The sequence below is a fragment of the Paenibacillus sp. 2TAB19 genome (assembly GCF_052115185.1).
Lineage (GTDB): Bacteria > Bacillota > Bacilli > Paenibacillales > Paenibacillaceae > Pristimantibacillus.
The window spans coordinates 14,649-38,028 of the sequence record NZ_JBFRGE010000022.1 but is presented as its reverse complement, the minus strand read 5'-3'; the positions used below and the strand labels follow the sequence as shown (position 1 = coordinate 38,028).

The following is a 23,380-nucleotide window of genomic DNA, read 5'->3' as shown; positions in this document are numbered from 1 at the left end:
TCTACTTGCTCCTTCCCTTCCTTTGAATGGAGAAATACGGGCTGCCCAGTGACTGAAGACTCGATAGATGCGCCGTCAAAATAAATAAGCCGATTACGATGCCAAATAAACCGAACATCGAAGCCAGCATCATAAAGCCAAAACGCAAAATACGCACCGATATCGCGATACTGAACGCTGGAGCCGTAAAGCTCGCAATCCCGGTCGCAGCGACGACGATTACCATGGCCGCCGATACGATTCCCGCCTGCACAGCCGCTTGTCCCAATATCAATGCGCCGACAATAGATACCGCTTGCCCGACAGCTCGCGGCATTCTTACTCCTGCCTCCCGCATCAGCTCGAAGCTCAGCTCCATCAGAAGCGCCTCGACGATGACGGGAAAAGGCACGCCTTCGCGCTGCGCAACAAGGGAGATAAGCAGCGGCGTCGGAATCATCTCCTGATGAAAGGTCATCGCCGCTATGTACAGCGCGGGCAGCAGCATCGACAGAAAATAGCCGATGTAACGAAGCAACCTTATTAACAGACCAATATCAGCCCGCTGATATAAGTCCTCTACCGATTGAAAAAAGTGAAAAAACGTGATCGGCCCGATCAGCGCAAACGGAGTCCCGTCGACCAGCACGGCGATTCGCCCATCCATAAGATGCCCGACGACATCATCCGGCCGCTCCGTATTATACAACGTAGGAAAAGGAGTCAAGTGCTGGTCCTGCACATGCCTCTCGATCGTTCCCGTTTCCAAAATGCCGTCCTCTTGAATTGCATTCATGCGCTGTCGTAACTCCTGTATCGTCCGCTCATTCGCGATTCCCTTTAAATAGAGCATGGACACATTCGTAGCGGTCAGATTGCCGATCGAGAATCGTTCAAGCCATAACGTCTTATTACGAATACGGCGGCGGATTAACGATATATTCGTGCTGATCGACTCCGTGAAGCTGTCCTTCGGTCCGCGAATGACAAGCTGAGTCGTCGACTCCGAGATCGTACGCCATTCCATCCCTCTCGTCGATACGACAATCGCATCCGTACAGCCGTCGATGAACAATACGGCATCGCCTGCTACGGCAGCATCGACGACCATGTCCCAGTTCGGCGTAACGATTGTGCTGCTTGCCAGCGCAGCCCTCGTTGCCGCCCATTCTAACGGCGCCGCATTGCTGTCATCGATACCGGTTCCGTTCAGATCTGCTCCGAACAGCTTCTCGATCAAATCTTCTACCGCTTGCTCATCTGCCAAATTCGTATTGTAGACAGCAGCAGCACTAAATATAGGGTGATGGCTGCGCGTGTATGATCGAATGACATAATCCGGACTGTTGCCAAACTCTTGTCTCAGTCTTTCTATATTTAGGGCAAGCTGCTGGTCGAATGCGTTCTCTTCCCCTGTTGTTTGCTGCTTCTGCAACGCCATTACATCACCCCTGAGGAGTATTCCCTTGAACAAATGGGTGTATGCACCTTTTATTCCATATGCGCCCTTAAGCTCGATCCACTCCAAAAAAAAGACACGTCCCTGCGCACATAGCATTAGTTAGCTATGCTCTCGCGGAATCGTGTCTTTTTCAGTTATGAATTACTTCCTTTGCTGCCGGACTGTCTGCCGCTTAATCAATGTAGCCGGCGAGACCCTTGTCCGTTAAGTAGTCCATCTCGGCGTCAAGAATCGATTCTACTTGAAGCTCATTGAGCTTTACATCGCGGCGGCCGAGAATATAATCGACCAGATCGTCGCTGTCGATATCTACCTCGCCTTTGGCATTTGCTTTGGCGCTATTAATAAACGCCTGGGCATGTCCAAGCACCAGCTTAACAGCCGCTGCTTCAAGTCCTGTCTCCTCCGTTATATATTGAAGCAGCTCCTGCTCGTTTACTTGCTCTCCCTGTTGCTCCTTGCTCATTTCTTAATCATCTCCTCATTGACTTCACTGCCCCTATTGTAACATATTGCTCGTTATTTCTTGCAATAAGGGTCAATCAATAAGAAGGAATTCGAACACTGCATGAAGGAATTCGGTTTCATACTCCACATTCGACATATGAACTGCAGGCAGCATGACGAGCTTCGCATTCTTTACCGCATCGGCGATCCATTCGCTGTGGCTGGGAAGCGTCACTGTATCATATTGTCCGGCAATGACCAGAGTCGGGTTGTTGATAAGCGTGACCGTGCGGCGCATATCCATGTCGCGTATCGCGGCCCAGCTTCCCGCGATTCCCTGCGGACGAGTAGCAAGAACCATGTTGCGAAATGTCGTGACGAGCGTATTCTCCGACTCCAGCATATGCGAAGGGAACCAGTTCTTCATGAACATATCGGCGAACTCGCTCAGGTTCTCAGGTTGCAGCACAGAGGCGATTAGCCCCTCCCATTGCTCGGGCGGCCCCAGGTAGGAGGCGGTATTGCTCAGAATCAGACGATGGATCCGCTCGGGAGCATAGATGCCAAGCCATTGTCCGATAACACCCCCTAGAGACAGCCCAAGGAAATGCACGCGGTCGATATGAAGCGCGTCGAGCAGTTCGATTACGTCTCTTCCCAGTCTATCGAACGAGTACGGACCATCAGGCGTATCCGAGTCTCCATGACCACGGTAGTCGTAGCGAAGCACGCGGAAATGGCGGGTAAATTCAGCTAGCTGGCCATCCCACATGTTCATCGTGGTGGCGATAGAATTCGCTAGCATCAATACGGGTTTATCGGCCGCGCCTTCGATTCGATAAGCAATCCGAAAGCCATCTCCAGTTGTAATAGAGTTTATCTCATCAGTCGTTCTGCTTTCGTTTAATTTTATAGCCATCGTTCTCATTCTCCCTTACTGGTTATTAGTGACATTTTATTGGAATTAACCTACAATTTGAATGAGATTATGAAGGCGTTTGGGGCCTGAAAACTTAATTCTATCGTTGTTTCCGGATCCTAACTTTATAAAATGAGGTGCTCTGATTATGGATCAGATCGATTATAAGATTTTGTCAAAACTTCATGACAATGCAAGAATGACTATTTCCGAGATGAGTCGAATGATCGCGATGTCACAGCCAGCCGTAACGGAACGGCTTCGGAAGCTGGAGGAGCAAGGGGTCATAACGGGGTATCGAGCCGAGCTCTCCCCATCTAAGCTCGGCAAGTATACAACCGCGTTCGTGCTGTTTAAGTCGAACAACTGCAAGGAGTTTGAAGCTTTTGGCGAGTCGGCCCCTGAGATCATCGATTTTTATAGAACCAGCGGAGAATACAATTATTTAATGAAGGTTGTAACCGAAACAAGCGAAACGTTGGAAATCTTCCTTGAAAATTGCAACGCCTTCGGGTTTTCATCGACCCTTGTCGTTCTCTCTACAAGATTCGAGGATAAAAGTCTTGTCCCACGCACGCAATAAATCGGTCAACAAACGAACAGACAGTCTGTCCAGTGGGACGACTGTCTGTTTTCGCTTATCTGCTATTCGATAAACACTTTTGCTTTTTGCGCCGTTAGAAGCTATCGTTGTGTCATACCTTAAATTTATAAATGAATGTGATAACGATGATGAAGAGGATGCGAAACCATTGACAGTTAACGAACAGTCGCCATTATTCATATACACCTATGCCTACCGTGAAGAGGAGCAATCCTTATGCCGTCTCGAGATGCGTTCCTTCTTCGGGGAAGACACCGAGGCTAGCCTTATCGCCAGTCCGATCGAGGTTCATCCCGACCGCAGCCCGTTTCTGAAAGAACGAATCGAGGTGATTTACGCAAGCGAGCAGCTCGATGAAGTCGTCGAGCTCGCGAAGCAGATTCATATGGGAGATGCGACCTTCAAGGTGATTTTCGTCAAAACCAATGATCTTGACGCCGCTGACAAGTGGGATTATGACAGACAACGCGGCATTGAAAGAGACATCGGTCTAAGCATTGAGGGAGAAGCTGATGTTCACCGTCCTGACGTCACATACGGACTTGTCACCTTAGGCGGACGCTGGTACTTAGGCTACTACACCAAGAGCAAAGCGATATGGCTCGATCACATGAAAAAGCCGCAAAATTATTCCATTGCGCTCAGTACGCGAGTCGCGCGAGCGGTGGCCAATATTGCAGTGCCGAAGATTGAGGGCGTGAAGGTCATCGATCCTTGCTGCGGAATAGGAACGGTGCTTGTTGAAGCGTTGTCGATGGGGATCGATATCGAGGGCAGCGATTACAACCCTTTCATTGCGAAGGGCGCGCGGGATAATGTCGCTCACTTCGGTTACGTTACCGACGTGGCGTTCAGCGATATTGCCGATATAACCAAACATTATGATGTGGCGATTATGGACATGCCCTATAATCATTTCTCGACCTCGACGCCCGAAGCGCAGTTCAGCCTGCTCCAGCAAGCTCGCCGAGTCGCGGACAAAGCCGTTATTATTACGGTCGATACAATCGACGAAATGATTGCGGACGCCGGATTCGTCATACGAGATCGCGGCATCGTCCGCAAAAGCCATTTCATTAGACAAGTGATCGTCTGCGAATAGCGCTTTCGATGCTATTCGAAGCCGTTATAGGCTAGCCACGAAGCGCAGGCATCCGTCCACCCGCGAGTATGAAGCTCATCTTCGGCTAGACCTAGACCATGCTTGCCCTTCGCATACACATGCAGGTCGAACAAGACGCCATGTTTGCGCAACGCGCCAGCCATCAACAGGCTGTTCTCTACCGGTACGCCTGCGTCGTCTGACGTATGCCATAGGAACGTCGGCGGCGTATCGGCCGTTACGTTCAACTCCGCGCTATGACGCTCCTTCATGCCGTGATCGGAGCTCGCCGCCTCACCTAAAAGATTCGATCTTGATCCGGCGTGCGTATACGGATCGGTCATCGTAATGACAGGGTAACAGAGAACGAGCAGATCCGGCCTGCTCGACTGACGTTCAATAGGATCCTCCGCCTTCGGATTGCCTTGGTCGTAATCCGTCCCTGCATTCGCCGTCAAGTGACCCCCAGCAGAGAAACCCAGCAAACCGATTCGATTCGGATCAACGCCGAAGCGCTTCGCGTCATATCGTACCGATCTTATTGCACGCTGAGCGTCTAACAGCGCGCAAGGGTATTGATATGGCGCTACCCGGTAGCGCAGAACGAACGCGGAGATGCCAAGTGTATTCAGCCACTGGGCAATTGGCTCGCCTTCATGATAAGCACGCATTCCGTAACCTCCGCCGGGACAGATAACGACGGCCGGGCGATTCTCTCCAGGTACCAAATACGGTGTTATGGCTGGACGATCTTCCTTCGTATCACCCTTCGCATACGGCGCTCCATATGGCCATAACCATTGTTCTTCTTTCTCCTCCATTTTCATCAAGTCCCCCTCTTTCCCGTCTGTTGTTGCATGATCGGCTTAGAGCTTGAACTTGCCAAGCATGAGCTGAAGCTCTTCCGCCATGCCGGACAACCCTTCGGAGGAAGCTGTAATTTCCTCCATCGCGGCCAATTGCTCTTCCGCCGATGCTGATACATTCTGCGTGCCGGCCGCATTTCCTTCTGCAGCGCCAGATATTAGCGAGATCGATTCCACCATTGTCGATGTGTCGGAAGCCACTTGCTTCGCAGCAACCGATACTTGGCTAACCTGCTCAACGACATTGCCAACTGAGAACTTAATATTTTCGAACAATGCGCCCGCTGAATCAATGACTTCAATTCCTGACTTCACTTCTTTCGTAGCATGGCCGATCGTCTGTTCCGTTACATTTATGCCGCTTTGCACCGATTGAATGATCGTCGCAATACGCTCCGCAGCATCGCTCGATTGCTCGGCCAGCTTCCTAACCTCTTGCGCGACGACCGCGAAGCCCCGCCCGCTTTCTCCTGCTCTTGATGCTTCAATCGCTGCGTTAAGCGCCAGCATATTCGTCTGCTTCGCAATCGAGGTAATGAGCTCCACGATGCCTTGGATTTCCTTAGAGCTCTCGCCAACGTGATGGAATTCCGTCGACAACTGATTCACCGTCTCTGCTATCATCCCCATCTGACCGATGGCTCCTTGAATCGCCTTCTCGCCTGCGGATGACACCTCATAGGTCGACGTTGCTTCGTTCGCAACGTTGTTGCTCAGATCGGCAATGTGGGTCACATGCTCCAATATGCCCGAAGCAAGCTGATGGCTTTGTTCAACGGATACTACCTGCTGCTCCGTACCGGACATGATCTGTTCGATCGAAGTGGCGATGTAGGAGGTTGCGTCTGAGGTCTGTCTCGCGCTGGCTGACGTTTGCTCTGAAGCCGCAGCCAGCTGGAACGATGTTTGATTCACATCCGACAGCGCCCGACGCTGCGAGGCAAGCATCTGATTGAAGCTTATGCTTGCCTGCGCGATCTCGTCCTTGCCCTTCGTGGCAAGGCTTTGGGTGAGGTCGCCTGTCGCAGCCGCTTGAATAGCAGTGTTCAGCTTCCGGATCGGACGAACGAGCGTCTGCGATAAGAAATAAGTGACAGCGATTCCGATAATCACGAATAATAGCGACAGCCACACGGTATTCGTTAACAGCGTTTGCACCCCGTCGTCCAATTCATCCTTAGGCGCGCTAACGAGCAGCACCCAGCTGTTGAATGTCGTTGTGTAGTAACCGATATAGTCTTTTCCGTCATGGCCATATTCAAGCTTGCCTTTCTCACCGCCGAGCGCCTTCTGATAAGCGTCCTCGACTTCTAAGATTCCATAATCCTTGATGTTCTTCGTCATGATGTTATCTTTGTCCGGATGCGCGACCGTAACGCCGCCGGCATCGAACATAGAAGCGTAACCCGTCTCGCCGAATTGCTCTGCAGAGACAGCGCTAAGCAGATCGTCGATTGCAATCGACGAAGCAAGGAATCCGGCAGGCTTGTCCTGAATCATGATCGGAGCGGCGATGACGATAGCGAGCTTGCTGTCGATCTTGTCGATCAGCGGATTCGATATAGCGATCTTCCCTTCGCTCAGATCCTTTATGTATGGGCGCTCGGACAAATCCACCTGAGCGCCTGCATGAGAAATGGAGGTTTTGCCTATCATGTCAGGCGAATACACCATCGACTTAAGCTCAGGGGTACTCGCTACTGCCGATTGAATGAATGCAAGCTCCTTCTGATTGTCCCCGTAATAGGATGCCGAGTTCTTGGCGAACGTTTCGAGCAATTTCATTTTCACTTGCAGAAAATTCTCAATATCGTCCACGATAAGTCCCGAACGCAAAGCAATTTCCTTATCCGTCTGCTCGTTTATCAGCTTGGACGTTGCCAAGAAATTCGATAAACCTAGTGCTGCTAACATAATGATGAGCAAGGATGAAATAAAAATAATAAGTTTGGACTTTAGGCTCCTCATAGATGCACCGATCTTTCCATAAATGATGTAAATTAAGCGTAAAGCCTCAATTGCTATGGAATATATCGACAGTATTCTACATATTTTTTATATTTTTATTATGTTCTTCGAGCCGTCAATGCGCCAAGGCAACCAATTAGCGCGCCTAACGCGGCGCCCGCGTACACCTCTCTCGGCTGATGACCTAGACTTTCCTTCAAGCGCTCGCTTCTCCGCGTATGATACACGCCGGGATGACCGCCTGCCAATCGCTCTACATCCGCATCCAGATCATTCACTTGTATGGCGATCTCTCCAGCATGTCTGCGAATATTCATCGCATCATACATCACGACAATTCCTAGCATAGCGCTTATGGCGAATTCAGGCGTCTTTACTCCGTATTTCGTTGCCGTATACGCAGCCAAGGCGCTGACGCCGCTCGAATGAGAGCTTGGCATGCCTCCCGAGCCGATTAATTGGCGAAGATCCCATACTCCGGTCGTCGCTTTATGCAAAGGAAGCTTCAATACTTGCGCCGTACCTACCGCAATTAATGCCGTCACTAATCCTCTATTTGTCATGTCATCATGCCCCCTTATCGTCACTCCTTGCTTCATTTTCAGCTTGCCCTGCCGGTCTTCAAATCATGAATCGAACTTGCCGCTTGTAGGCGGCTGTATTAGCGTGTTATTTTTTTTGTGAATCATTTAGGACATATGTCCTTTTGAATAACAGCTGCGATTTCTACAATGAAAAGCAAGCGGCAGAGTGGAGGAGCTTACAGCAATGGAACAAGATCATTCCCGTATCGCCCAATATGTGAAGGCGCATCGGCTGGAAGCGATATTCGATGAAGAGACGATTAAGGAAATGAAGCTGCTGACCTATGAGAAGGGGCAAGCGTTATGCGCAGCGGGAGATCAGCTTCAGCATCTCTACTTGCTCGTGAAAGGCAAGATTAAAGTGTACACCTTGCTTCCGAACGGAAAGTCTGTCCTTCTTCGGTTCAACGAGCCGCTCGCCGTCATCGGCGACATGGAGCTTATGACGGGCTATCCCGTACGCTGTACCGTAGAATCGGTTGGCCAAAGCTTATTCATAGCCATTAAGACGGATGTGTTAAGAGCGCGTTCCTGTCACGATCCCCGGTTCCTAACCTATATCATCCAATTGCTCAGCCATAAGCTCTATACAGCCGCGAACGCCTCCAGTCTTAATCTGCTCTATCCGGTCGAGAACAGGCTCGCCAGCTATTTGTTGTCGATATCACCGGAGGCTTGCATTCAGCCAAAGCGCGATGAGATGAGAACAGAGAAGCTCACTGAGCTTGCCGAGCTGCTCGGAACGAGCTATCGTCACTTGAATCGAATCATTACGAAGCTAGAGAAGGAAGGTGTCATTACGCGCAAGCGCGGAAGCATCGTTATTCGGGATATGCAGCGAATGAAAGAGCTGGCTAGCGGCAATCTTTATCAATAAAGCACAAAGTATGAAGGGTAGTAATCAGACTGAAGAGTCGTGCGAGAATAAGAGGAGGGATAGCTAATGATGGGCATCATCTATTCATTGCTTGGCGGCATCTTCGTCAGCATTCAAAGTGTCTTCAATACGCGATTAAGCGAGAAAGCCGGCTTCTGGATGACGAATACATTCGTACACGGAACCGGCTTCGCTCTATCGCTTCTGATCATGCTGATGTTAAAGGATGGCAGCTTCTCGAAGCTATTGACCGTTAATAAGCTGTACTGGCTTGGGGGCTCACTCGGCGTCATCATCGTCTTCTCTGTCATGAAGGGCATTACAGCGCTTGGCCCGGCCTACTCGGTTGCCTTGCTGCTCATTGCACAGCTTATCGTTGCGCTGCTAATCGACAGCTTCGGATTATTCGGAATCGAGAAAGTTCCTTTTACGATGAATAAGATGTTCGGCATTGCCATTATGATTGCCGGCGTTATCGTGTTCAAGCTCAAGTGAGGGAGAGGGAAGACGCCCCCTTGGCACGTACTGCGTTCAATTACTTCATGTAAATAAACCTCTCGCCAGGCGCGAACATATGGAACTTCTGCGCCCGGTAATTCTGATACACATAATCGACAAAGTAAGCCGGATTCTCATCATTGTGCGGGAAAAGGCCGTAATGCATCGGTATGAGCAGGTCTGCTTGAATCTGGACAGCAATCTCAACGGCCTCGCGATAGTTGCAGTTGCCGACGATTCCTGCGGAATTGCGGACGAAGTCGCGCCCGTTAATCGGCAGCATCGCGATATCGATAAGCTTAGGTCTAAGCCACTCCACTAGCTCAGGGAAACCGACCGTATCTCCCGCATGGTACAGCTGGATGTCGCCGAAGCTGGCAACGAAGCCAAGAAACTTATGCTCGCCCGCTTCGTCCGTCTCGAATTGCTCATGCTTCGCGGCATGCGCCTCCAGCTTCAAACCTTCCGCTAATTCAAGCGACTGTCCATGAGATATGCCGATTAGCTGCTCATCGCAGAAGCCCCATTCCTTCATAAGCTCAAGATGCGCTTTCGGCACGATGAACTTCGTCGCTTGCGACTGTCCAATCGCTTGCAGCGTCTGCTTGTCCATATGATCCTCATGATGATGCGAGCATACGACATAATCGACAAAGCCGCACTGAGACGGCGCAAGCGGCGGAGCGAATGCGCGCGACCATGGCGGCCCGCTGCTCTCGAATACCCAATCGCTCAAGTAGGGATCGAACAGTATCGTGTGCTCCCCCCATATCACCAGGAAACCTTCCTGCCCCAATGCCCATAACGACAGCGCCTGATCCGTAAGCTTCGTCCTCTCGATCTGACTTAGCAGTTCATTCCCGCTTTTATATACGTTCATTTCAACGATCATCCTTTTTGTACTGGAATTTGAAGCCGCAGATCTTTTGTAAACCACAACCGATAACTGAGCAAGCTCAGAATAATGCTCGTCACTGCCGCCGAGCTGGCGAAGGCGAATACGATCAGAATCTGGTAGCGCACCGCATCGACCGGGTCCGCCCCCGCGATAATCATGCCTGTCATCATGCCCGGAAGCTGAACGAGGCCGACGGTCTTCATCCCGTCAATCGTCGGAATCATGCTCGACTTGACAGCCCGCTTCGTAACGCCGGCCATCGCCTGCTTCGCCGTTGCGCCTAGCGACAGCAGCACCTCGATCTCGCCTTTGGAGGCTTCCACCTCCTGCTTCATCTGATTGAGGAAGAGACCCGCTACGACCATCGCATTGCCGATCGTCATCCCGCTGATTGGAATGATATATTGCGCCGTTGCTTCGATAATCCCGAAGCCGATCAGCAGTCCCATCATGAGCAGCTCCGTCGTGCCGATCGCTACGGCAACCCGCCATACAATCCGCCTCAGGCCTGCCCCTCTCTTCGCGGCATTCAAGCAAGCGATCGTAAGCATGAATATAACGATGAGAGTAATCAGCAGCATATTTTTCGTATGGAACACGTATTGCAGCACATACCCTACGAGCAGCAGCTGTACCGCAGAACGTATCGTGCCGATTGCAATGTCCCGTTCCAGGCCAAGCTTCTGCCATACCGATACCAGCATGGTTATCATAACGAACAGCAGCGTAAAGCTAAKCGCTAAGAATGACATCCGCTATTCCCCGCTTTCCGAAGCGCGAACATACTGGCGTCCCGCTTCTGTAGCTGGCTGCTGAAAAAAAGTGTCCGAGGCGCCTTGCTCCAGCAGCGTCCCCTCTGCCATGAACCATACCGTGCGGCTTACTTGAAGCGCCTGCTCCAAGTCATGCGTCACCCATATAAGCGTCGTCCCCTCTTGGCGATGCCATTCGAGCAGCACATCCTCCACCCGCTGCTTGCTCGCCTTGTCGAGGGAGGCCGTCACTTCATCGAGCAGCAGCACCTGCGGGCGCAGCAGTAACGAGCGGAGCAGCGATACGCGCTGTTTCTCGCCGCCTGACAGCTCGGACGCTTTCTTCGCGGGATCGAGCCCGTCAAGTCCCAGTTGCTCCCGCAGACGATCAGCAAGCTGTCGGTCATAGGACTTTGAATGAAGTTGGCTTGCCGTCCTTAAGTTATCGTCAATCGTTCCCGGCAGCATCACCGACTGCTGAGCTATGTAACACACATTCATCCGCCATAGCCGCGAATCCGTCTCCGCCTGCGGTTTATTCTGGAAGCGTATCTCGCCCCCGTCCGGTGCATCCAATAAAGAAACAATGCGGAGCAGCGTGCTCTTCCCTTGCCCGGATACGCCTAGCAGCGCAACGCTGTCGGGCTCGGTCACCTCGGCGTTCACGCCAGTGAACAAGGGGGTATTCTCGTCCCCGTTCCGGTATTTCCTTACATCCGCCAGCTGCAATATCGGAACCATAGCATCCCTCCGTTCTGTCATTCCATTATAGCAACAAGGGGAACGGCAGGGTCAAATGCTATGCTTTATTGCTCTCGAAGATAGAAGTACGGCCCCAAATCAGATTCATGGGTATTCACGTACGTCCATCTGAAATCTCGATCCACCACGTATACATCTTGTTCCATGCGCAAGAGATCTGCGGTTAGACGAGACGCGTCAGCTATGTACAGTACATGATCTCGGTTCTGATAAAAGAGGTAGCACTCTCCCTTATCCTGTGTATGGAACGCATCCTCCGCCTCAGCCTCCGCAAGGCCAGACAGCTTCTTATAACTAAATAAATGCCATAAGTATTGCTCCAAATAAATTTCCTTCTTGAATGTTTGATCTATGCCTCTGGCAAAAAGCCACTCCCATCTGTCCCTCAGTTCCTGCGCCTTGTCCCTCTCCAAAGTGGCATGTATGCCTTTCTCTTCAAGACGATACAAATAACCAAGCATATATGTTTCTTGCATCGCGTTCGGTTCACCGAAAAGCCAATGTTTGACCTTTCGCCTAACCTCTTCCGTTGATTGCACCAGCAGTTGGTGAAGATCGCCCGCGTGCCTTAACACGATCTCCGGCGATTCGATCTTGGCATCGGCCGCAAGAAAACCTTCGGGCAAACCCATCCGATCATATTCGGATGCCGCGCCGAAATATTCGAACAGCAAGCGGAATGACCCGTCTTTAATGCTATCATCGACCACTTCTTCAATATGCCGTCTGCTAATCGTGTCGACGATAACAAGCGGATTAGCGGCGGGCCACATATACTTGCAGTTACCCCGGTTTATCATATCCTCACGAATCGACTGAATATTTTTGAGTGTGTAAAAATGGCACAGCCAGCGCGATGCATCAGGAAACGTCACGATGACGCTAACGTTCGCGTCGTCGTCCCCCTCTATCCAGCTCCAGCCTTCTCCATCGATTTCAATATGTCTTTTGTTCGAAAACATGCTTGTCCTCCCTGCGCGAAACTTGATAGGCATAGACTCCCTATACCTATGTTGGATTTGTGCGCTTAACCTAAATTTGTCGTTATCTATATTGAACGATTATGGTCCTTAGGTTGTTTCACAAATCCAACAGATTGCTTGTGCGATTGGTAGGCATAACAATAGACGCATGCCATCGATGACATGCGCCTATACGTATTTTCCTATTTTAGTTATTGCTGCGCCGTAAGCAGTTGCTGATAGACGCGTCCCCTCGTCAGCAGCTCGTCATGCGTGCCGGTCTCGGCAAGCGATCCTTCATCCATGACGAAAATAATGTCCGCGTTCTCGATCGTTGACAGACGGTGCGCGATCATGATCGTCGTCAGCCCCTGTCTCCGCTCTTCGAGCGCCGCAAGCAGCTGCCGTTCCGTCTCCAGATCGAGCGCCGAGGTCGCTTCGTCGAGCACTAATATTTGCGGATCGCCGACGATCGCTCTCGCGATAGCGATCCGCTGGCGCTGGCCGCCGGACAGCTTGATGCCCCGCTCCCCGATATTCGTGTCGTAGCCTTCCGGCAGCGACAGGATGAAATCATGAATTTGTGCGATGCGGCAGGCCTCCTCAATCTCCACCTCCGTAGCCACCGCTCGGCCAAGCATCAAATTTTCTCTGATCGTATCGGAGAACATGTAGGGATCTTGAAACACGATCGCTACGTTGCGCGACCACTGCTCGCGGTTATAACGCTCCGCATCCTCGCCGTCCAGCAGCAGCTTGCCTGCCGTCGTATCATAGAAACGAATAAGAAGCTGTGCGATTGTCGACTTCCCGCCGCCGCTCGTGCCTACGAATGCAATCTTGCGTCCGATAGGCAGCTCCGCGCTGAAGCCTTGGATGACCTCTGGCAGGTCAGGCGAATACCGGAAGTTCGTCTGCTCGAACGACAGAGTCTCGATTCTGTTGTCCATCGCCTTCTCGCCGGGATCATGCTGTTCCAGCGATAAAATACGTTGAACCCGATCCACGTTCGCCATCTGCGACGATAGATTCATGAAAAATTGGAAGAAGTTATAGAAAGCATCCGATAGCTGCGTGGAGAACTGGAACAAGATAACGAATGTTCCGACCGACATCCGGTTATCGATAAGCTGCAGTCCTCCGTAGCCGAGCACAAGGAGTCCAATGCCCCATTTCAGCGGATCGCTGTACCGCACTTGACGGTTGATGAGCTTGCCTTCCTCCATCACCCTGTCGAAGTACTCCGAGAACATTTTCATATATAGCTGCTCTTCCCACTTCAATCGATGATAGGCAACGACCTCGCGCGTCGACGCAACGCCTTCCTCGATTTGGACGAGCAGCGCAGCCCGCTTCTCTGCTACTTGCCGAGCCGCTGCCTTAAGCTTCGGAGTGAAGTAATAACCGATCAGCACATAGATGGCACACAGCCCTACGATCATAAGCAGCAGCATCGGACTCGACAGTCCGATAATCGTCATGAGGATGCATAGATTGATTGCTTCCTGAATGCCCCGCGGAATTTGCCAGCCGAGCACGCTCGCGCTTAGGAACAGATCCTGCGTGAAGGTGTACACGTATTTGCCCGTACGCTCGCTTTGGAACTTCTCCACTGGCACGTGCTCGAGACGCTTCAACATGCGGCTGAGCAATAATCGGCTCGCTTTGAACTCGTTCTTGATGAGCCTTCGGCTCGTTACGGTGAACATAAGCGCGTACACCGTGCCTGTCAGAGCGAACACCCCGATGACGATGGGCAGCAGCTCATACCTGCGCTCGCCGAAGACGTCGTCGATTAATATTTTTTGGATATAGACAAGCGTATAGTTGGATACCGATTCAATGGCGAGATAGAGCAGCGCAATCAGATACGCCCCGCGCAGCATGATGATATGGGATGTAATGAACTTAACGTACTTCTTCATGTGTCAGCCTCTCTTCCGTTAGACCCGACTGTCCTGCTTCTAGCTGGTAGAGCAGCCCTCGGCGAGCGATCAGCTCGTCGTAGCTGCCGGCTTCGGCAACCCGGCCCTCATGAATGACGACGATCGTGTCAAAATGCTTAACCGTCGACAACCGATGTGCGATTGCAATCGTTGTCCGGCCTTCCAGCACCTCATCGAGCGCCCGCTGCACCTCGGCCTCGCTCACGTTATCGAGCGAAGAGGTTGCCTCGTCGAGCAAAATAACTGCCGGCTGCTTCGCGAACATGCGCGCAATCGAGATGCGCTGCTTCTGCCCGCCGGACAGCTTCATGCCGCGTTCGCCAACGAGCGTGTCGTAACCCTCCGGCAGCAGCATGATGAAATCATGCGCGTAGGCGGCTTTCGCTGCGGCAATCACTTCCTCGTCTGACGCTTCAGGCTTGCCGAAGCGGATGTTCTCCTTGACCGATGAGCCGAACAGATAGGTCTCTTGGAACACATAGCCGACCGACTCTCGCAGCTGCCCAAGCGTCATTTGGTTAATTGGTACGCCGTCCAGCCTAATGATGCCGGAGGTTGGGTCGTAGAACCGGCCGATCATTTTGAACATCGTCGTCTTGCCGTTGCCGCTCGCTCCGACAAAGGCGACCTTCTCGCCCGGCTTGATCTTGAGACTGAAGCCGTTAATGACGGGCGGCTGCTCCGGATATCCGAAGTACACGTCCTCGAACGTCAGACCTCCGCGTACTTGCTCCAGCCGGGTAGGCTCCTCGGGGTCGTCGATCTCGATATTCTTATGCATGAATTCAAATAAGGGCACAGTCTGATGAATAACGAGCTTCTGTTCTGTGAGCATCGTCACGAGCATCGTGAGGCGGAACATCGTCGTCATATACAGTAAGGTGAAAGCGATAAAGCCTCCGAGCGTAATCCAGTTGTTCTTCAGCGAATAGTAGCCGAGGATGAACAACGCGACGGCGCCTAGATAGAAGGTAAACCGCCGGAAGCTGCCGCGCCCGAAGCTGTACGTAGAAGCGAGCAAATAATAGTGCGACCAATTCTTATGCTTGCCGAGCGTGCGCTCATGGTACCAAGGCTGCGAACCGTAGGCTCTGAATTCCCGCATACCCGATATCGTCTCGTATATGGATTGGTTATACTCGATTCTGGAATGGCCGCCCATTCGGCCATATTGGGAGGCCTTCCTCTCGAAGTAAGGTCCGAATAAGTAATAGAGGGCAAAGGTCGGAAGCATGATGACCGACAGCCACGGACTAATGGTCAGCAGCATCACGATCGCAACGGCGACGAACAACAGGTTGTCGATGACGCCGGGCAGGAAGTTACGGTATATTTTCTGAACGGATGCGACCTCGGAGTTGAACATCGATAGCGTCTCGCCTGCGGGATGACGCTCGTAATGCGCGAAGCCAAGCTTGCGCAAATGCTTGAAGATCGCCGTCTGCATATCGCGCGAGGCGAGCTCGCCGATCGTTCTTTGCAGCAGGTTGCGATAGTTTTTGGCGATCAGCATAAGAAGATTGACAATTGTAAGCGCTGCAATAATAGTGAAAAATAATGCCTTATCCTTGTTCACGACAACATGGTCAATTACGTATTGAATCATCTTCGGCGTCAGCGTCTCACCGCTCACCGCCATAATGCCGCATACGGCTAGCCATGCTATCTGTTTTTTGAACGGCAACGCGAACTTGAGCGCCCATATATAGGAGCGCTTCGACAGCTCCATATTCGTCTTGTGCTGCGCCTTGTCTGCCTGCCGTCGTTCCTTGATGCTCTCCGATGCTGTAGCACGGTTGTCGCGCATCGTTATCCCCCCCTGACTAGTCCTGTCATGATGTGTTTTTAAYACCCTAATTTTTGGTAACAGAAGTACATCTTAATTCCGCTGCCTAGCTTTGTCAATGTACAAAACAGCTATATAAATGGTTTACCGATTGCACAATTATGGCCGATTGTTTCCAGCTGTCGGAAGGATTCAAYGTATAGATCGCGAATGGTGGATAATGACAAATAGGAGGCGATATTCTTGGGAATAAGAGAAGCTTCTATTGAAGACACCGCTGCTATTGCACAGGTTCATGTGGATAGCTGGAGAACGGCTTATCAAGGCATCATATCTGATGAATACTTGGCTAATTTGGATGTGAAGGCGAGGGAGGCTGGCTGGATTCGTTTCTTCGAGCAGTCTAATCGGAGCAGCGTCATCTACGTGGCCGTGAATGAGGCTGATTCTATTGTCGGCTTCATTAGCGGCGGAGCGACAAGAAGTCCCGAATACGGCTATGATGCTGAATTGTATTCGATCTATCTTCTAAGCAGCTACCAGGGCCAAGGCATCGGCGCAAGGTTAGCGGAGGAGATAGTCGACTATTTTCGCCGGATGGGCTATCGCTCGTTCATGTTATGGGTGCTGGAGCAAAATAGCGCGGTCGATTTCTATAAACGGCTGGGAGGGGAAGTGTTCGATCGCAAGGAGCTTGTGATTGGAGAAGAAACATTCATCGAGCTTGCAGTCGGTTGGAAGTCGCAACACGAAAATAACCACAGTCGAACTCCGTAAATGTTATGCATTACAAGCTCGAAATAGCCAAAAACTTCATTGCATAAGATATGCAATGGCTGATGTTTACTGGGATAAGCAGAGCGGAGATAAGCTGGCGACTGCTGCGATTTAGTGGCGATGATGGAGGACGGCTCCTATGGCGTCGTTCGTTACGGACCCTAGCGACACGATTGGGCCGCATTCCGACCCTATTGGCTGGTTGCGGACCGAGGAAACCTTAATAGTACCCTTTCTCGTCCATTACGTGCTGATTGTCTTTGAAAGAGTCCAATGAGTCCGTAATGAAAAGAATCGGAGGAGAAAAGATCAATTAAGGTCACTAGGGTCCGCACTACGTCGAGGAGACACGCCGGCAACCAAGCGTATACGGCTACCGCCATTCCGATATTTGAACAAAGACAAAAAGGCCCTCAGCGGGCCTTTTGTCTTGTTATTCGCAATATGACCTTACAATTACAGCTCGGTCATCGCCTTAATGACCTTCGACTCCGGCTTCAGCAGGTCGTCGAAGCGAGCCGGCAGCTCCGCGAACGGGATGCGGTGCGTAATGTAGCTGCCAGCGTCGATGCTGCCGCTTTGGACGGCGGCTTTAACTGCGGCGAAGTCTTCCGGCGTCGCGTTTCGGCTGCCCATGAGCGTAATCTCGCGCTTGTGGAAGTCTGGATCGTTGAACGTTAGATCCGCCTTCACGAGGCCGACATACACTAGCGTTCCGCCATGCGAGACGAAGTCGAACGCGCCCTGCATCGAACGCGCGTTGCCGGTCGCATCGAACACAACGGTCGGATAATCGCCGTCCGTCAGCTCCGCCACTCGCGCTTTCGCATTTTCTAGCGCGTTAACCGTCTCGTCTACTTTCGCCCACTGTCTGCAGAAGGCGAGACGCTCCTCCTGAATATCCATCRCGATTACTTTCGCGCCTTGATGCTTCGCGAATGCCATGACGCCAAGGCCGATTGGGCCTGATCCGATGACAAGCGCCGTATCTCCCTCGCCAAGACCAGAGCGGCGCACCGCATGCGCGCCGATGCTTAGCGGCTCAAGCAGCGCCGCTTCATCCAGCGACAGCTCGTTCACGACAAGCAGATGCGATACCGGAACGGCGACACGCTCGCGCATGCCGCCATCGATATGGACACCTAGCACCTTCATATCGGTACAACAGTTCGTTTTCCCTCTTCGGCATGCAACGCAATGGCCGCAGTGCATATAAGGAATGATGCTAACCTGATCGCCGACCTTCACACTGCCGCTCGAATCATCGACTTGCTCTACGATGCCGGAAAGCTCATGCCCGAGCACTCGCGGATACGTGAAGAACGGTTGATTCCCCTTGTAAGCATGCAGATCCGTACCGCAAATGCCGATCCGGCGAATTCGGACGATAGCTTCTCCGTGTCCAAGAGAGGGTTCATTATGCTCCACTAATTCCAGCTTATCTATTTGTTCACAGATGATCGCTTTCACCTTACTCCGCCCCTTTATAACGTCATGTCTGTCTTTCGCATTACTTCGTCCTACAAAATAACGCCGTCCTTGAAAATCGCGATCTCCTTAAATCCGTTGCGCTCATTGTGCGTCTGCKACTCGCCGGATGCTAAGCGGATGAGCTGCTCCCATAGCTCATCGGTCATCGACTCCATGCTCATATCCTCAAGCAGTCTGCCTGCATTGAAGTCGATCCAGTTCTTCTTCCGCTCGGCAAGCTCGCTGTTCGTCGCGATCTTCACCGTCGGCACCGGTCCGCCAAAAGGCGTGCCTCTGCCCGTCGTGAACAGGACGATGTGCGCCCCGCCGGCGGATAATGCCGTCACCGATACCAAGTCGTTGCCGGGCGCTTCAAGCAGATTAAGCCCGGTCTGCGTTACGCGCTTGCCGTAAGCAACGACGTCCGTCACCGTAGCATGACCGCCCTTCTGCGTGCAGCCAAGCGACTTTTCTTCCAGCGTACTGATGCCGCCCGCTTTGTTGCCCGGCGACGGGTTCTCATAAATCTCCTGGTTATGCTTCATAAAATAATGCTTGAAATCGTTAATCAAATGAACGATATCGCCGAATACTTGCTCATCCGCCGCGCGGTTCATCAGAATCGTCTCGGCGCCGAACATCTCCGGCACTTCCGTGAGAATAGCCGTGCCGCCGGCACCTATGAGCCGATCGGACACCGCGCCGACAAGGGGATTAGCCGTAATGCCGGACAGGCCGTCCGAGCCGCCGCACTTCAGGCCCAGCTTCAGCTTCGATACGGGAACAGGCTCACGCTTGAACTTCTCCGCATAGAAGACCAGTTCATCGATCAGCTCCAGCGCTTCCTCGATCTCGTCCTCCGCCTCCTGCGACTTCAGGAACTTGATGCGCTCTGGACTATGCTCGCCGATCGCCGCCTTGAAAGAGTCGATCTGATTGTTCTCGCAGCCAAGTCCGATGACGAGCACGCCCGCCGCATTCGGATGATTAACGAGCGAAGCCAGCAGCTTCTGCGTATGAACGAGATCATCGCCAAGCTGAGAACAGCCGAACGGATGCGCGAAGTGGAATACGCCGTCAACGCGGCCGTCATAGATCGTGTTCGCTCTTCTCGCAACGATCTCGCACGTCTTATTAATGCAGCCTACCGTATTTATGATCCATATTTCATTGCGAATGCCAACCTCGCCATTGTCTCGCACATAACCTTGAAACGTCCGATGGGCATAGGAAGCTTCCGCTGACACAGCCTTCGCCGCTTCACGCGCCGCTGGCTCGTACGTATAATCAAGAACCCCTTTGAGTCCCGTCCCCATATTGTGCGTATGCACCCAGCTGCCCGGAGCAAGATCGGCTTTCGCCTTGCCTATGGAATAGCCGAACTTCAGGACGTCTCCGCCCTTTCTTACCGGCTTCGTCAATATTTTGTGACCCTTCGGCACTTCTTCAGATACTTCAAGCAACACCGGCTTCCCTTCACGCTCTTCGAGAGTCAGCGTTTCCCCCTTGGCGAAAGGTTTAATCGCAATAATGACATGATCGTCCTCATGCAGTCTAATCCAGCTGTTCATCACTCATGCCTCCATTTCTGCAATGATTGCGGCAAGCGCTGTGGCGAGCTGCGGATGCGCGGCTGCCAAGTCCTGCCCCCATATATCGCGAAGACCAAGCAAACTTCCTACCGTCTGTTCCAGCGGCCAGTCTTCAGACTGCGCCTTCGCCCATACCGCAGCAATGATATCCAATTGATCTGCATCGTCACGAACCCTATAGGGCTCGCCAGCAAGCGTATTCCCTCTAAAACCATCGCTAACACGCTCCACTTTGTAATAACGAAGCAAACCTGCGAATCCTTTCATAAGGCCATCCGGCAAAGGCTCCCCGCCTTCCGCATAGTACAGCAGAGTAGGCAGAAGCCTAACTTTGAATTTGCTCAGACTATTCATGGCAATGTCGGCAAGCCTGTGGAAAATATACGGATTCAGAAACCGTTCATATACCGCATCCGCATAAGCTGCAAGCTCCTCCGCGGCTATCGGCAGCGCCGGAATAATCTCCTTCTCTACGGTCTCGCGAACGAGCTTGCCAAGTGTGTCATGCTCCATCGCTTCTCTAACCTGTGGAATGCCGTACAGCAAGCCAAGCGGCGTCATCAACGTGTGTGCTCCGTTCAGGATGCGCACCTTACGAAGCTGATACGGCTTCAGATCGTCGACCCAGTGGACGTTAAGCCCCGCCGCGCGAAGCGGCAACAGTCGCTCAAGCTCCTGCTCGGCTTCTATGGCCCAGAAGTGATACGGCTCAGCCGTCGTCAGCATCGGATCGGAGTAGCCCCATTCGTCGAACCACGCATCCGCCTGCTCTGCATCGGGATAACCCGTCACAATGCGGTCAACAAGCGAGTTCAGAAACCGGTTATGTTCGCGAATCCATTGCTTGAACGCCTCTGGAAATCCCCAATCTTCGCTGTAGCGAAGCACGCAGTCGCGCAGCTCGTCGCCGTTGCGCTCCAGCAGCTCGCACGGCAAGCACACGAGACCGCGAGCCGGATCTCCTTCAAAAGCAATATACCGCCGGTACAAAAACTGAGCCAGCTTGCCGGGATACGATTGAATCGGCTGCCCGTCAACAAGCCCTTCCGGTCTATAAGCAAGTCCTGCCTCCGTCGTATTCGATACGACGACCTCAAGATCCTCGCTTTCCGCCAGCGACAGCCAAGCATCCCAATTCGAATACGGATCGAACACCTGTGAGAATACTTGAATCACTTCGGTGCGCGAGACGCGCTCGCCCCGCTCCAATCCGCGGATTACCAGCGTATACAAGCCGTCCTGCGCTGCCAGCGCGTCGATCTTCGGCTTGCCTCCAGGGCGCGGCTGCGTCACTGCAACCGCCCCGTCGTATAACCCTTGCCTCCGGCATTCATGCAGCATCCAATCTACAAATCCGCGAAGGAAGTTACCCTCGCCGATTTGAAGCACTTTAATCTTGCTGCTCGCAAGCAGCTCACTTGCCTCCGCCTGCTTTGTATGCAAAACCTTGCGGTTCATTATCGTTGTCATTGTCTATCAAACTCCTTCGTATTTGGATACGAATCATGGTGGAACATTATCTGCCTTCTCCTTCATTATAAAAAACAATATCAGTGCATGAAATGTTCGGAAAGCGCTTATTTGTACTCTTTTTTGATATTTGATACAATCTCATTGACTGTTTAACGACACCCATTTGGAGGTATCCATCTGAACCGATGAACCCCTATCGCAAGCAATTCGACGCCAGCACCGCCTTTCCGTTCGAATACGTCTACCGCGACTCCAAGAGTGCGCAGAACGAGCTGCCGGACCATCTGCATGACTGGCATGAGATCGTCTACATCTATAGCGGCAGCGGCACCTTCTTCATTGATCAGACGTTCGTCGCCGCCGAGCCCGGCGATCTGCTGCTCATTCCCGGCAATACGATCCACCGCTCATTCCCTGATGCTGTCGATCCGAAGCTGTCGACCGCCCTCTTCTTCAGCGGCACGCTCGTTCACGGCTCGACGCTCGGCGATACGTTCTCCTATATGCGCTGCTTCGAGCTTGCGAAGCGGCAACGTCGCTATAAGCTGCTGACTACGGATGCCGAGCGCGAACAGATCGAATCCTTTATCGAAAGCATTCATAGCGAGCATAAGGATAAAACTCCGGGCTACAGGCACGCTTCGCTCATCCAACTGCAGCAGTTGCTGTTGCTTGTCAACCGAATGATGAGCGCTACCGAGCAATTCCAAGCAGCTTCCTCGATCGCGCCGCATTGGATGACGAGTATCCTCGCGTTCATCGACAAGAACTTGGGTGAGCCGCTCGGGTTAGCCCAGCTTGCCGCGCGCGCGGCCGTTACCCCCGCGCACTTCTCGCGTCTGTTCAAGAAGCTGACCGGCCTTAACGTCACCGAATACGTAACGACGAAGCGCATTATTCGCGCGAAGGAGCTGCTTGCCGAGACAGACTCGCCTATCGCTGAGATCGCGCAGCTGTGCGGGTTCGAGAGCTTGCCCCATTTTCACCGCATGTTCAAGAAGATGACCGGCTTAACCCCCGCCCGTTACAAGAAAATCTAGCTGCTCTGCCGTGCGAATATGGCTCATATAGACGGTGTTGGTTACTTGCCGTTACGGCACGTCCGCCTCCCACATATGCTGTAGTTCAACACCGATCCGTACGGCAAGGAGGTTGTACATGCTTCGTTCGAATGTGAAAACGTACAAATATCGCGTCGGCAAAAATAAATATCTCGTCATCAAAATCGAGCAATTGGCATCAGCCAAAGCGTTCGACGGCAACGTCCTTGCGAGCAACGCGCTTAATGTGAAAATCTTCAAGACGGAAAAGCCAAGGCGCCGCTAGTCACTCCCGCCTGACAGAGTCATGAAGAGCATGCTCCGTAAGAAAGGGGGTGACCGCATGAAACCGAATAAACGCAAGCATTCACGTCAGACGAATACGACAAAATGGTCTAACGGCACGACGAACGTTCATGTGAAGCAAGGCGCCAACGCTACGATTAATCAAGGCGGCAACGCATTCGCCATTAACGCTTCGGAGATTGGCGTCGTTCGCATTCGTCCTGGAGCACAAAGCGTGCCGACTCGCAGCTAATAAATACAAAAAGGACAGTCCTGTACCCGCCTTAACGGCGGTTAACAAGGACTGTCCTTTTTAGTGTTACTATTGCAT

General features: G+C 52.2%; 23 protein-coding genes. 8 read left to right on the top strand and 15 right to left on the bottom strand.

Annotation, left to right across the window (positions count from 1 at the left end; translation table 11 throughout):
* Position 1: 1 nt before the first annotated feature.
* The 3 genes from AB4Z33_RS12205 to AB4Z33_RS12195 all read right to left on the bottom strand — a co-directional run bounded on the left by AB4Z33_RS12205 (position 2) and on the right by AB4Z33_RS12195 (position 2,807).
* Complete coding sequence (locus AB4Z33_RS12205) at positions 2 to 1,420, bottom strand: spore germination protein (protein ID WP_442050201.1); 1,419 nt, start codon at positions 1,418 to 1,420, stop codon at positions 2 to 4.
* Between the two features lie 193 nt (positions 1,421 to 1,613).
* A complete protein-coding gene (locus tag AB4Z33_RS12200; protein ID WP_442050200.1) occupies positions 1,614 to 1,907 on the bottom strand; it encodes a hypothetical protein in 294 nt (97 codons plus the stop codon).
* 72 nt (positions 1,908 to 1,979) lie between these two features.
* Positions 1,980 to 2,807: an alpha/beta fold hydrolase gene (locus tag AB4Z33_RS12195; protein ID WP_442050199.1), complete on the bottom strand. Its 828-nt coding sequence runs from the start codon at positions 2,805 to 2,807 to the stop codon at positions 1,980 to 1,982.
* 148 nt (positions 2,808 to 2,955) lie between these two features.
* Here AB4Z33_RS12195 and AB4Z33_RS12190 point away from each other — a divergent pair, with 148 nt between their 5' ends.
* Both AB4Z33_RS12190 and AB4Z33_RS12185 read left to right on the top strand, forming a co-directional pair.
* Positions 2,956 to 3,390, top strand: coding sequence for an Lrp/AsnC family transcriptional regulator (locus AB4Z33_RS12190; RefSeq protein ID WP_442050198.1), 435 nt, complete (start codon positions 2,956 to 2,958; stop codon positions 3,388 to 3,390).
* A gap of 169 nt (positions 3,391 to 3,559) precedes the next feature.
* The gene (locus tag AB4Z33_RS12185) at positions 3,560 to 4,513 is read left to right on the top strand and encodes a TRM11 family SAM-dependent methyltransferase (RefSeq protein WP_442050197.1); all 954 of its coding nucleotides are present in this window, start codon (positions 3,560 to 3,562) and stop codon (positions 4,511 to 4,513) included.
* An 11-nt stretch (positions 4,514 to 4,524) separates the two neighbouring features.
* Here the strand turns inward: AB4Z33_RS12185 and AB4Z33_RS12180 are convergent, their stop codons facing one another.
* The 3 genes from AB4Z33_RS12180 to AB4Z33_RS12170 all read right to left on the bottom strand — a co-directional run bounded on the left by AB4Z33_RS12180 (position 4,525) and on the right by AB4Z33_RS12170 (position 7,910).
* Positions 4,525 to 5,340 carry an alpha/beta hydrolase gene (locus AB4Z33_RS12180; RefSeq protein ID WP_442050196.1) on the bottom strand — a complete coding sequence of 272 codons (816 nt, stop codon included), beginning with the start codon at positions 5,338 to 5,340 and terminating at the stop codon, positions 4,525 to 4,527.
* A gap of 39 nt (positions 5,341 to 5,379) precedes the next feature.
* Positions 5,380 to 7,305, bottom strand: coding sequence for a methyl-accepting chemotaxis protein (locus tag AB4Z33_RS12175; RefSeq protein ID WP_442050195.1), 1,926 nt, complete (start codon positions 7,303 to 7,305; stop codon positions 5,380 to 5,382).
* 140 nt (positions 7,306 to 7,445) lie between these two features.
* Positions 7,446 to 7,910 carry a divergent PAP2 family protein gene (locus AB4Z33_RS12170; RefSeq protein WP_442050194.1) on the bottom strand — a complete coding sequence of 155 codons (465 nt, stop codon included), beginning with the start codon at positions 7,908 to 7,910 and terminating at the stop codon, positions 7,446 to 7,448.
* 205 nt (positions 7,911 to 8,115) lie between these two features.
* Here AB4Z33_RS12170 and AB4Z33_RS12165 point away from each other — a divergent pair, with 205 nt between their 5' ends.
* Together AB4Z33_RS12165 and AB4Z33_RS12160 are read left to right on the top strand one after the other, a co-directional pair.
* Positions 8,116 to 8,808 carry a Crp/Fnr family transcriptional regulator gene (locus AB4Z33_RS12165; RefSeq protein WP_442050193.1) on the top strand — a complete coding sequence of 231 codons (693 nt, stop codon included), beginning with the start codon at positions 8,116 to 8,118 and terminating at the stop codon, positions 8,806 to 8,808.
* Between the two features lie 66 nt (positions 8,809 to 8,874).
* Complete coding sequence (locus AB4Z33_RS12160; RefSeq protein WP_442050192.1) at positions 8,875 to 9,303, top strand: DMT family transporter; 429 nt, start codon at positions 8,875 to 8,877, stop codon at positions 9,301 to 9,303.
* A gap of 40 nt (positions 9,304 to 9,343) precedes the next feature.
* Here the strand turns inward: AB4Z33_RS12160 and AB4Z33_RS12155 are convergent, their stop codons facing one another.
* From AB4Z33_RS12155 to AB4Z33_RS12130, 6 genes are all read right to left on the bottom strand, one after another.
* Complete coding sequence (locus tag AB4Z33_RS12155; RefSeq protein ID WP_442050191.1) at positions 9,344 to 10,186, bottom strand: MBL fold metallo-hydrolase; 843 nt, start codon at positions 10,184 to 10,186, stop codon at positions 9,344 to 9,346.
* Positions 10,187 to 10,194: 8 nt separating this feature from the next.
* Entirely contained in the window at positions 10,195 to 10,956 is a 762-nt protein-coding gene (locus AB4Z33_RS12150) for an ABC transporter permease (RefSeq protein WP_442050190.1), read from the bottom strand.
* A 3-nt stretch (positions 10,957 to 10,959) separates the two neighbouring features.
* Positions 10,960 to 11,697 (bottom strand): ABC transporter ATP-binding protein, encoded by a 738-nt coding sequence (locus AB4Z33_RS12145; protein WP_442050189.1) that lies wholly within the window; start codon positions 11,695 to 11,697, stop codon positions 10,960 to 10,962.
* 65 nt (positions 11,698 to 11,762) lie between these two features.
* Positions 11,763 to 12,680 (bottom strand): DUF4275 family protein, encoded by a 918-nt coding sequence (locus tag AB4Z33_RS12140; protein WP_442050188.1) that lies wholly within the window; start codon positions 12,678 to 12,680, stop codon positions 11,763 to 11,765.
* 212 nt (positions 12,681 to 12,892) lie between these two features.
* On the bottom strand, positions 12,893 to 14,605 hold the full coding sequence (locus AB4Z33_RS12135) for an ABC transporter ATP-binding protein (RefSeq protein ID WP_442050187.1): 1,713 nt from the start codon (positions 14,603 to 14,605) through the stop codon (positions 12,893 to 12,895).
* Positions 14,589 to 16,433, bottom strand: coding sequence for an ABC transporter ATP-binding protein (locus AB4Z33_RS12130; RefSeq protein WP_442050186.1), 1,845 nt, complete (start codon positions 16,431 to 16,433; stop codon positions 14,589 to 14,591). Before AB4Z33_RS12130 ends, AB4Z33_RS12135 begins: the two co-directional genes overlap by 17 nt.
* 222 nt (positions 16,434 to 16,655) lie before the next feature.
* Between AB4Z33_RS12130 and AB4Z33_RS12125 the strand changes: the two genes are divergently transcribed.
* Complete coding sequence (locus AB4Z33_RS12125; RefSeq protein WP_442050185.1) at positions 16,656 to 17,189, top strand: GNAT family N-acetyltransferase; 534 nt, start codon at positions 16,656 to 16,658, stop codon at positions 17,187 to 17,189.
* 456 nt (positions 17,190 to 17,645) lie between these two features.
* On the opposite strand, the gene AB4Z33_RS12120 is transcribed toward AB4Z33_RS12125, so the two are convergent.
* The 3 genes from AB4Z33_RS12120 to AB4Z33_RS12110 are packed head-to-tail and all read right to left on the bottom strand — an operon-like array spanning position 17,646 to position 21,721.
* Positions 17,646 to 18,659 (bottom strand): zinc-binding alcohol dehydrogenase family protein, encoded by a 1,014-nt coding sequence (locus tag AB4Z33_RS12120; RefSeq protein WP_442050184.1) that lies wholly within the window; start codon positions 18,657 to 18,659, stop codon positions 17,646 to 17,648.
* A gap of 50 nt (positions 18,660 to 18,709) precedes the next feature.
* The gene (locus AB4Z33_RS12115) at positions 18,710 to 20,230 is read right to left on the bottom strand and encodes a UxaA family hydrolase (protein ID WP_442050183.1); all 1,521 of its coding nucleotides are present in this window, start codon (positions 20,228 to 20,230) and stop codon (positions 18,710 to 18,712) included.
* Positions 20,231 to 20,233: 3 nt separating this feature from the next.
* Complete coding sequence (locus AB4Z33_RS12110) at positions 20,234 to 21,721, bottom strand: tagaturonate reductase (protein ID WP_442050182.1); 1,488 nt, start codon at positions 21,719 to 21,721, stop codon at positions 20,234 to 20,236.
* Between the two features lie 188 nt (positions 21,722 to 21,909).
* Here AB4Z33_RS12110 and AB4Z33_RS12105 point away from each other — a divergent pair, with 188 nt between their 5' ends.
* From AB4Z33_RS12105 to AB4Z33_RS12095, 3 genes are all read left to right on the top strand, one after another.
* The gene (locus AB4Z33_RS12105) at positions 21,910 to 22,764 is read left to right on the top strand and encodes a helix-turn-helix domain-containing protein (RefSeq protein ID WP_442050181.1); all 855 of its coding nucleotides are present in this window, start codon (positions 21,910 to 21,912) and stop codon (positions 22,762 to 22,764) included.
* A gap of 118 nt (positions 22,765 to 22,882) precedes the next feature.
* Positions 22,883 to 23,050, top strand: a complete 168-nt coding sequence (locus tag AB4Z33_RS12100) for a hypothetical protein (RefSeq protein WP_442050180.1) — start codon at positions 22,883 to 22,885, stop codon at positions 23,048 to 23,050.
* A 57-nt stretch (positions 23,051 to 23,107) separates the two neighbouring features.
* Positions 23,108 to 23,302 carry a hypothetical protein gene (locus AB4Z33_RS12095; RefSeq protein WP_442050179.1) on the top strand — a complete coding sequence of 65 codons (195 nt, stop codon included), beginning with the start codon at positions 23,108 to 23,110 and terminating at the stop codon, positions 23,300 to 23,302.
* Positions 23,303 to 23,380: the final 78 nt, after the last annotated feature.

What these genes read in the sequence shown, in the direction of transcription:
- AB4Z33_RS12205 (WP_442050201.1), bottom strand. Translation starts at nt 1,420, where the DNA reads ATGGCGTTGCAGAAGCAGCAAACAACAGGGGAAGAGAACGCATTCGAC.
- AB4Z33_RS12200 (WP_442050200.1), bottom strand. Translation starts at nt 1,907, where the DNA reads ATGAGCAAGGAGCAACAGGGAGAGCAAGTAAACGAGCAGGAGCTGCTT.
- AB4Z33_RS12195 (WP_442050199.1), bottom strand. Translation starts at nt 2,807, where the DNA reads ATGGCTATAAAATTAAACGAAAGCAGAACGACTGATGAGATAAACTCT.
- AB4Z33_RS12190 (WP_442050198.1), top strand. Translation starts at nt 2,956, where the DNA reads ATGGATCAGATCGATTATAAGATTTTGTCAAAACTTCATGACAATGCA.
- AB4Z33_RS12180 (WP_442050196.1), bottom strand. Translation starts at nt 5,340, where the DNA reads ATGAAAATGGAGGAGAAAGAAGAACAATGGTTATGGCCATATGGAGCG.
- AB4Z33_RS12170 (WP_442050194.1), bottom strand. Translation starts at nt 7,910, where the DNA reads ATGACAAATAGAGGATTAGTGACGGCATTAATTGCGGTAGGTACGGCG.
- AB4Z33_RS12165 (WP_442050193.1), top strand. Translation starts at nt 8,116, where the DNA reads ATGGAACAAGATCATTCCCGTATCGCCCAATATGTGAAGGCGCATCGG.
- AB4Z33_RS12160 (WP_442050192.1), top strand. Translation starts at nt 8,875, where the DNA reads ATGATGGGCATCATCTATTCATTGCTTGGCGGCATCTTCGTCAGCATT.
- AB4Z33_RS12155 (WP_442050191.1), bottom strand. Translation starts at nt 10,186, where the DNA reads ATGAACGTATATAAAAGCGGGAATGAACTGCTAAGTCAGATCGAGAGG.
- AB4Z33_RS12145 (WP_442050189.1), bottom strand. Translation starts at nt 11,697, where the DNA reads ATGGTTCCGATATTGCAGCTGGCGGATGTAAGGAAATACCGGAACGGG.
- AB4Z33_RS12140 (WP_442050188.1), bottom strand. Translation starts at nt 12,680, where the DNA reads ATGTTTTCGAACAAAAGACATATTGAAATCGATGGAGAAGGCTGGAGC.
- AB4Z33_RS12135 (WP_442050187.1), bottom strand. Translation starts at nt 14,605, where the DNA reads ATGAAGAAGTACGTTAAGTTCATTACATCCCATATCATCATGCTGCGC.
- AB4Z33_RS12130 (WP_442050186.1), bottom strand. Translation starts at nt 16,433, where the DNA reads ATGCGCGACAACCGTGCTACAGCATCGGAGAGCATCAAGGAACGACGG.
- AB4Z33_RS12110 (WP_442050182.1), bottom strand. Translation starts at nt 21,721, where the DNA reads ATGACAACGATAATGAACCGCAAGGTTTTGCATACAAAGCAGGCGGAG.
- AB4Z33_RS12105 (WP_442050181.1), top strand. Translation starts at nt 21,910, where the DNA reads ATGAACCCCTATCGCAAGCAATTCGACGCCAGCACCGCCTTTCCGTTC.
- AB4Z33_RS12100 (WP_442050180.1), top strand. Translation starts at nt 22,883, where the DNA reads ATGCTTCGTTCGAATGTGAAAACGTACAAATATCGCGTCGGCAAAAAT.
- AB4Z33_RS12095 (WP_442050179.1), top strand. Translation starts at nt 23,108, where the DNA reads ATGAAACCGAATAAACGCAAGCATTCACGTCAGACGAATACGACAAAA.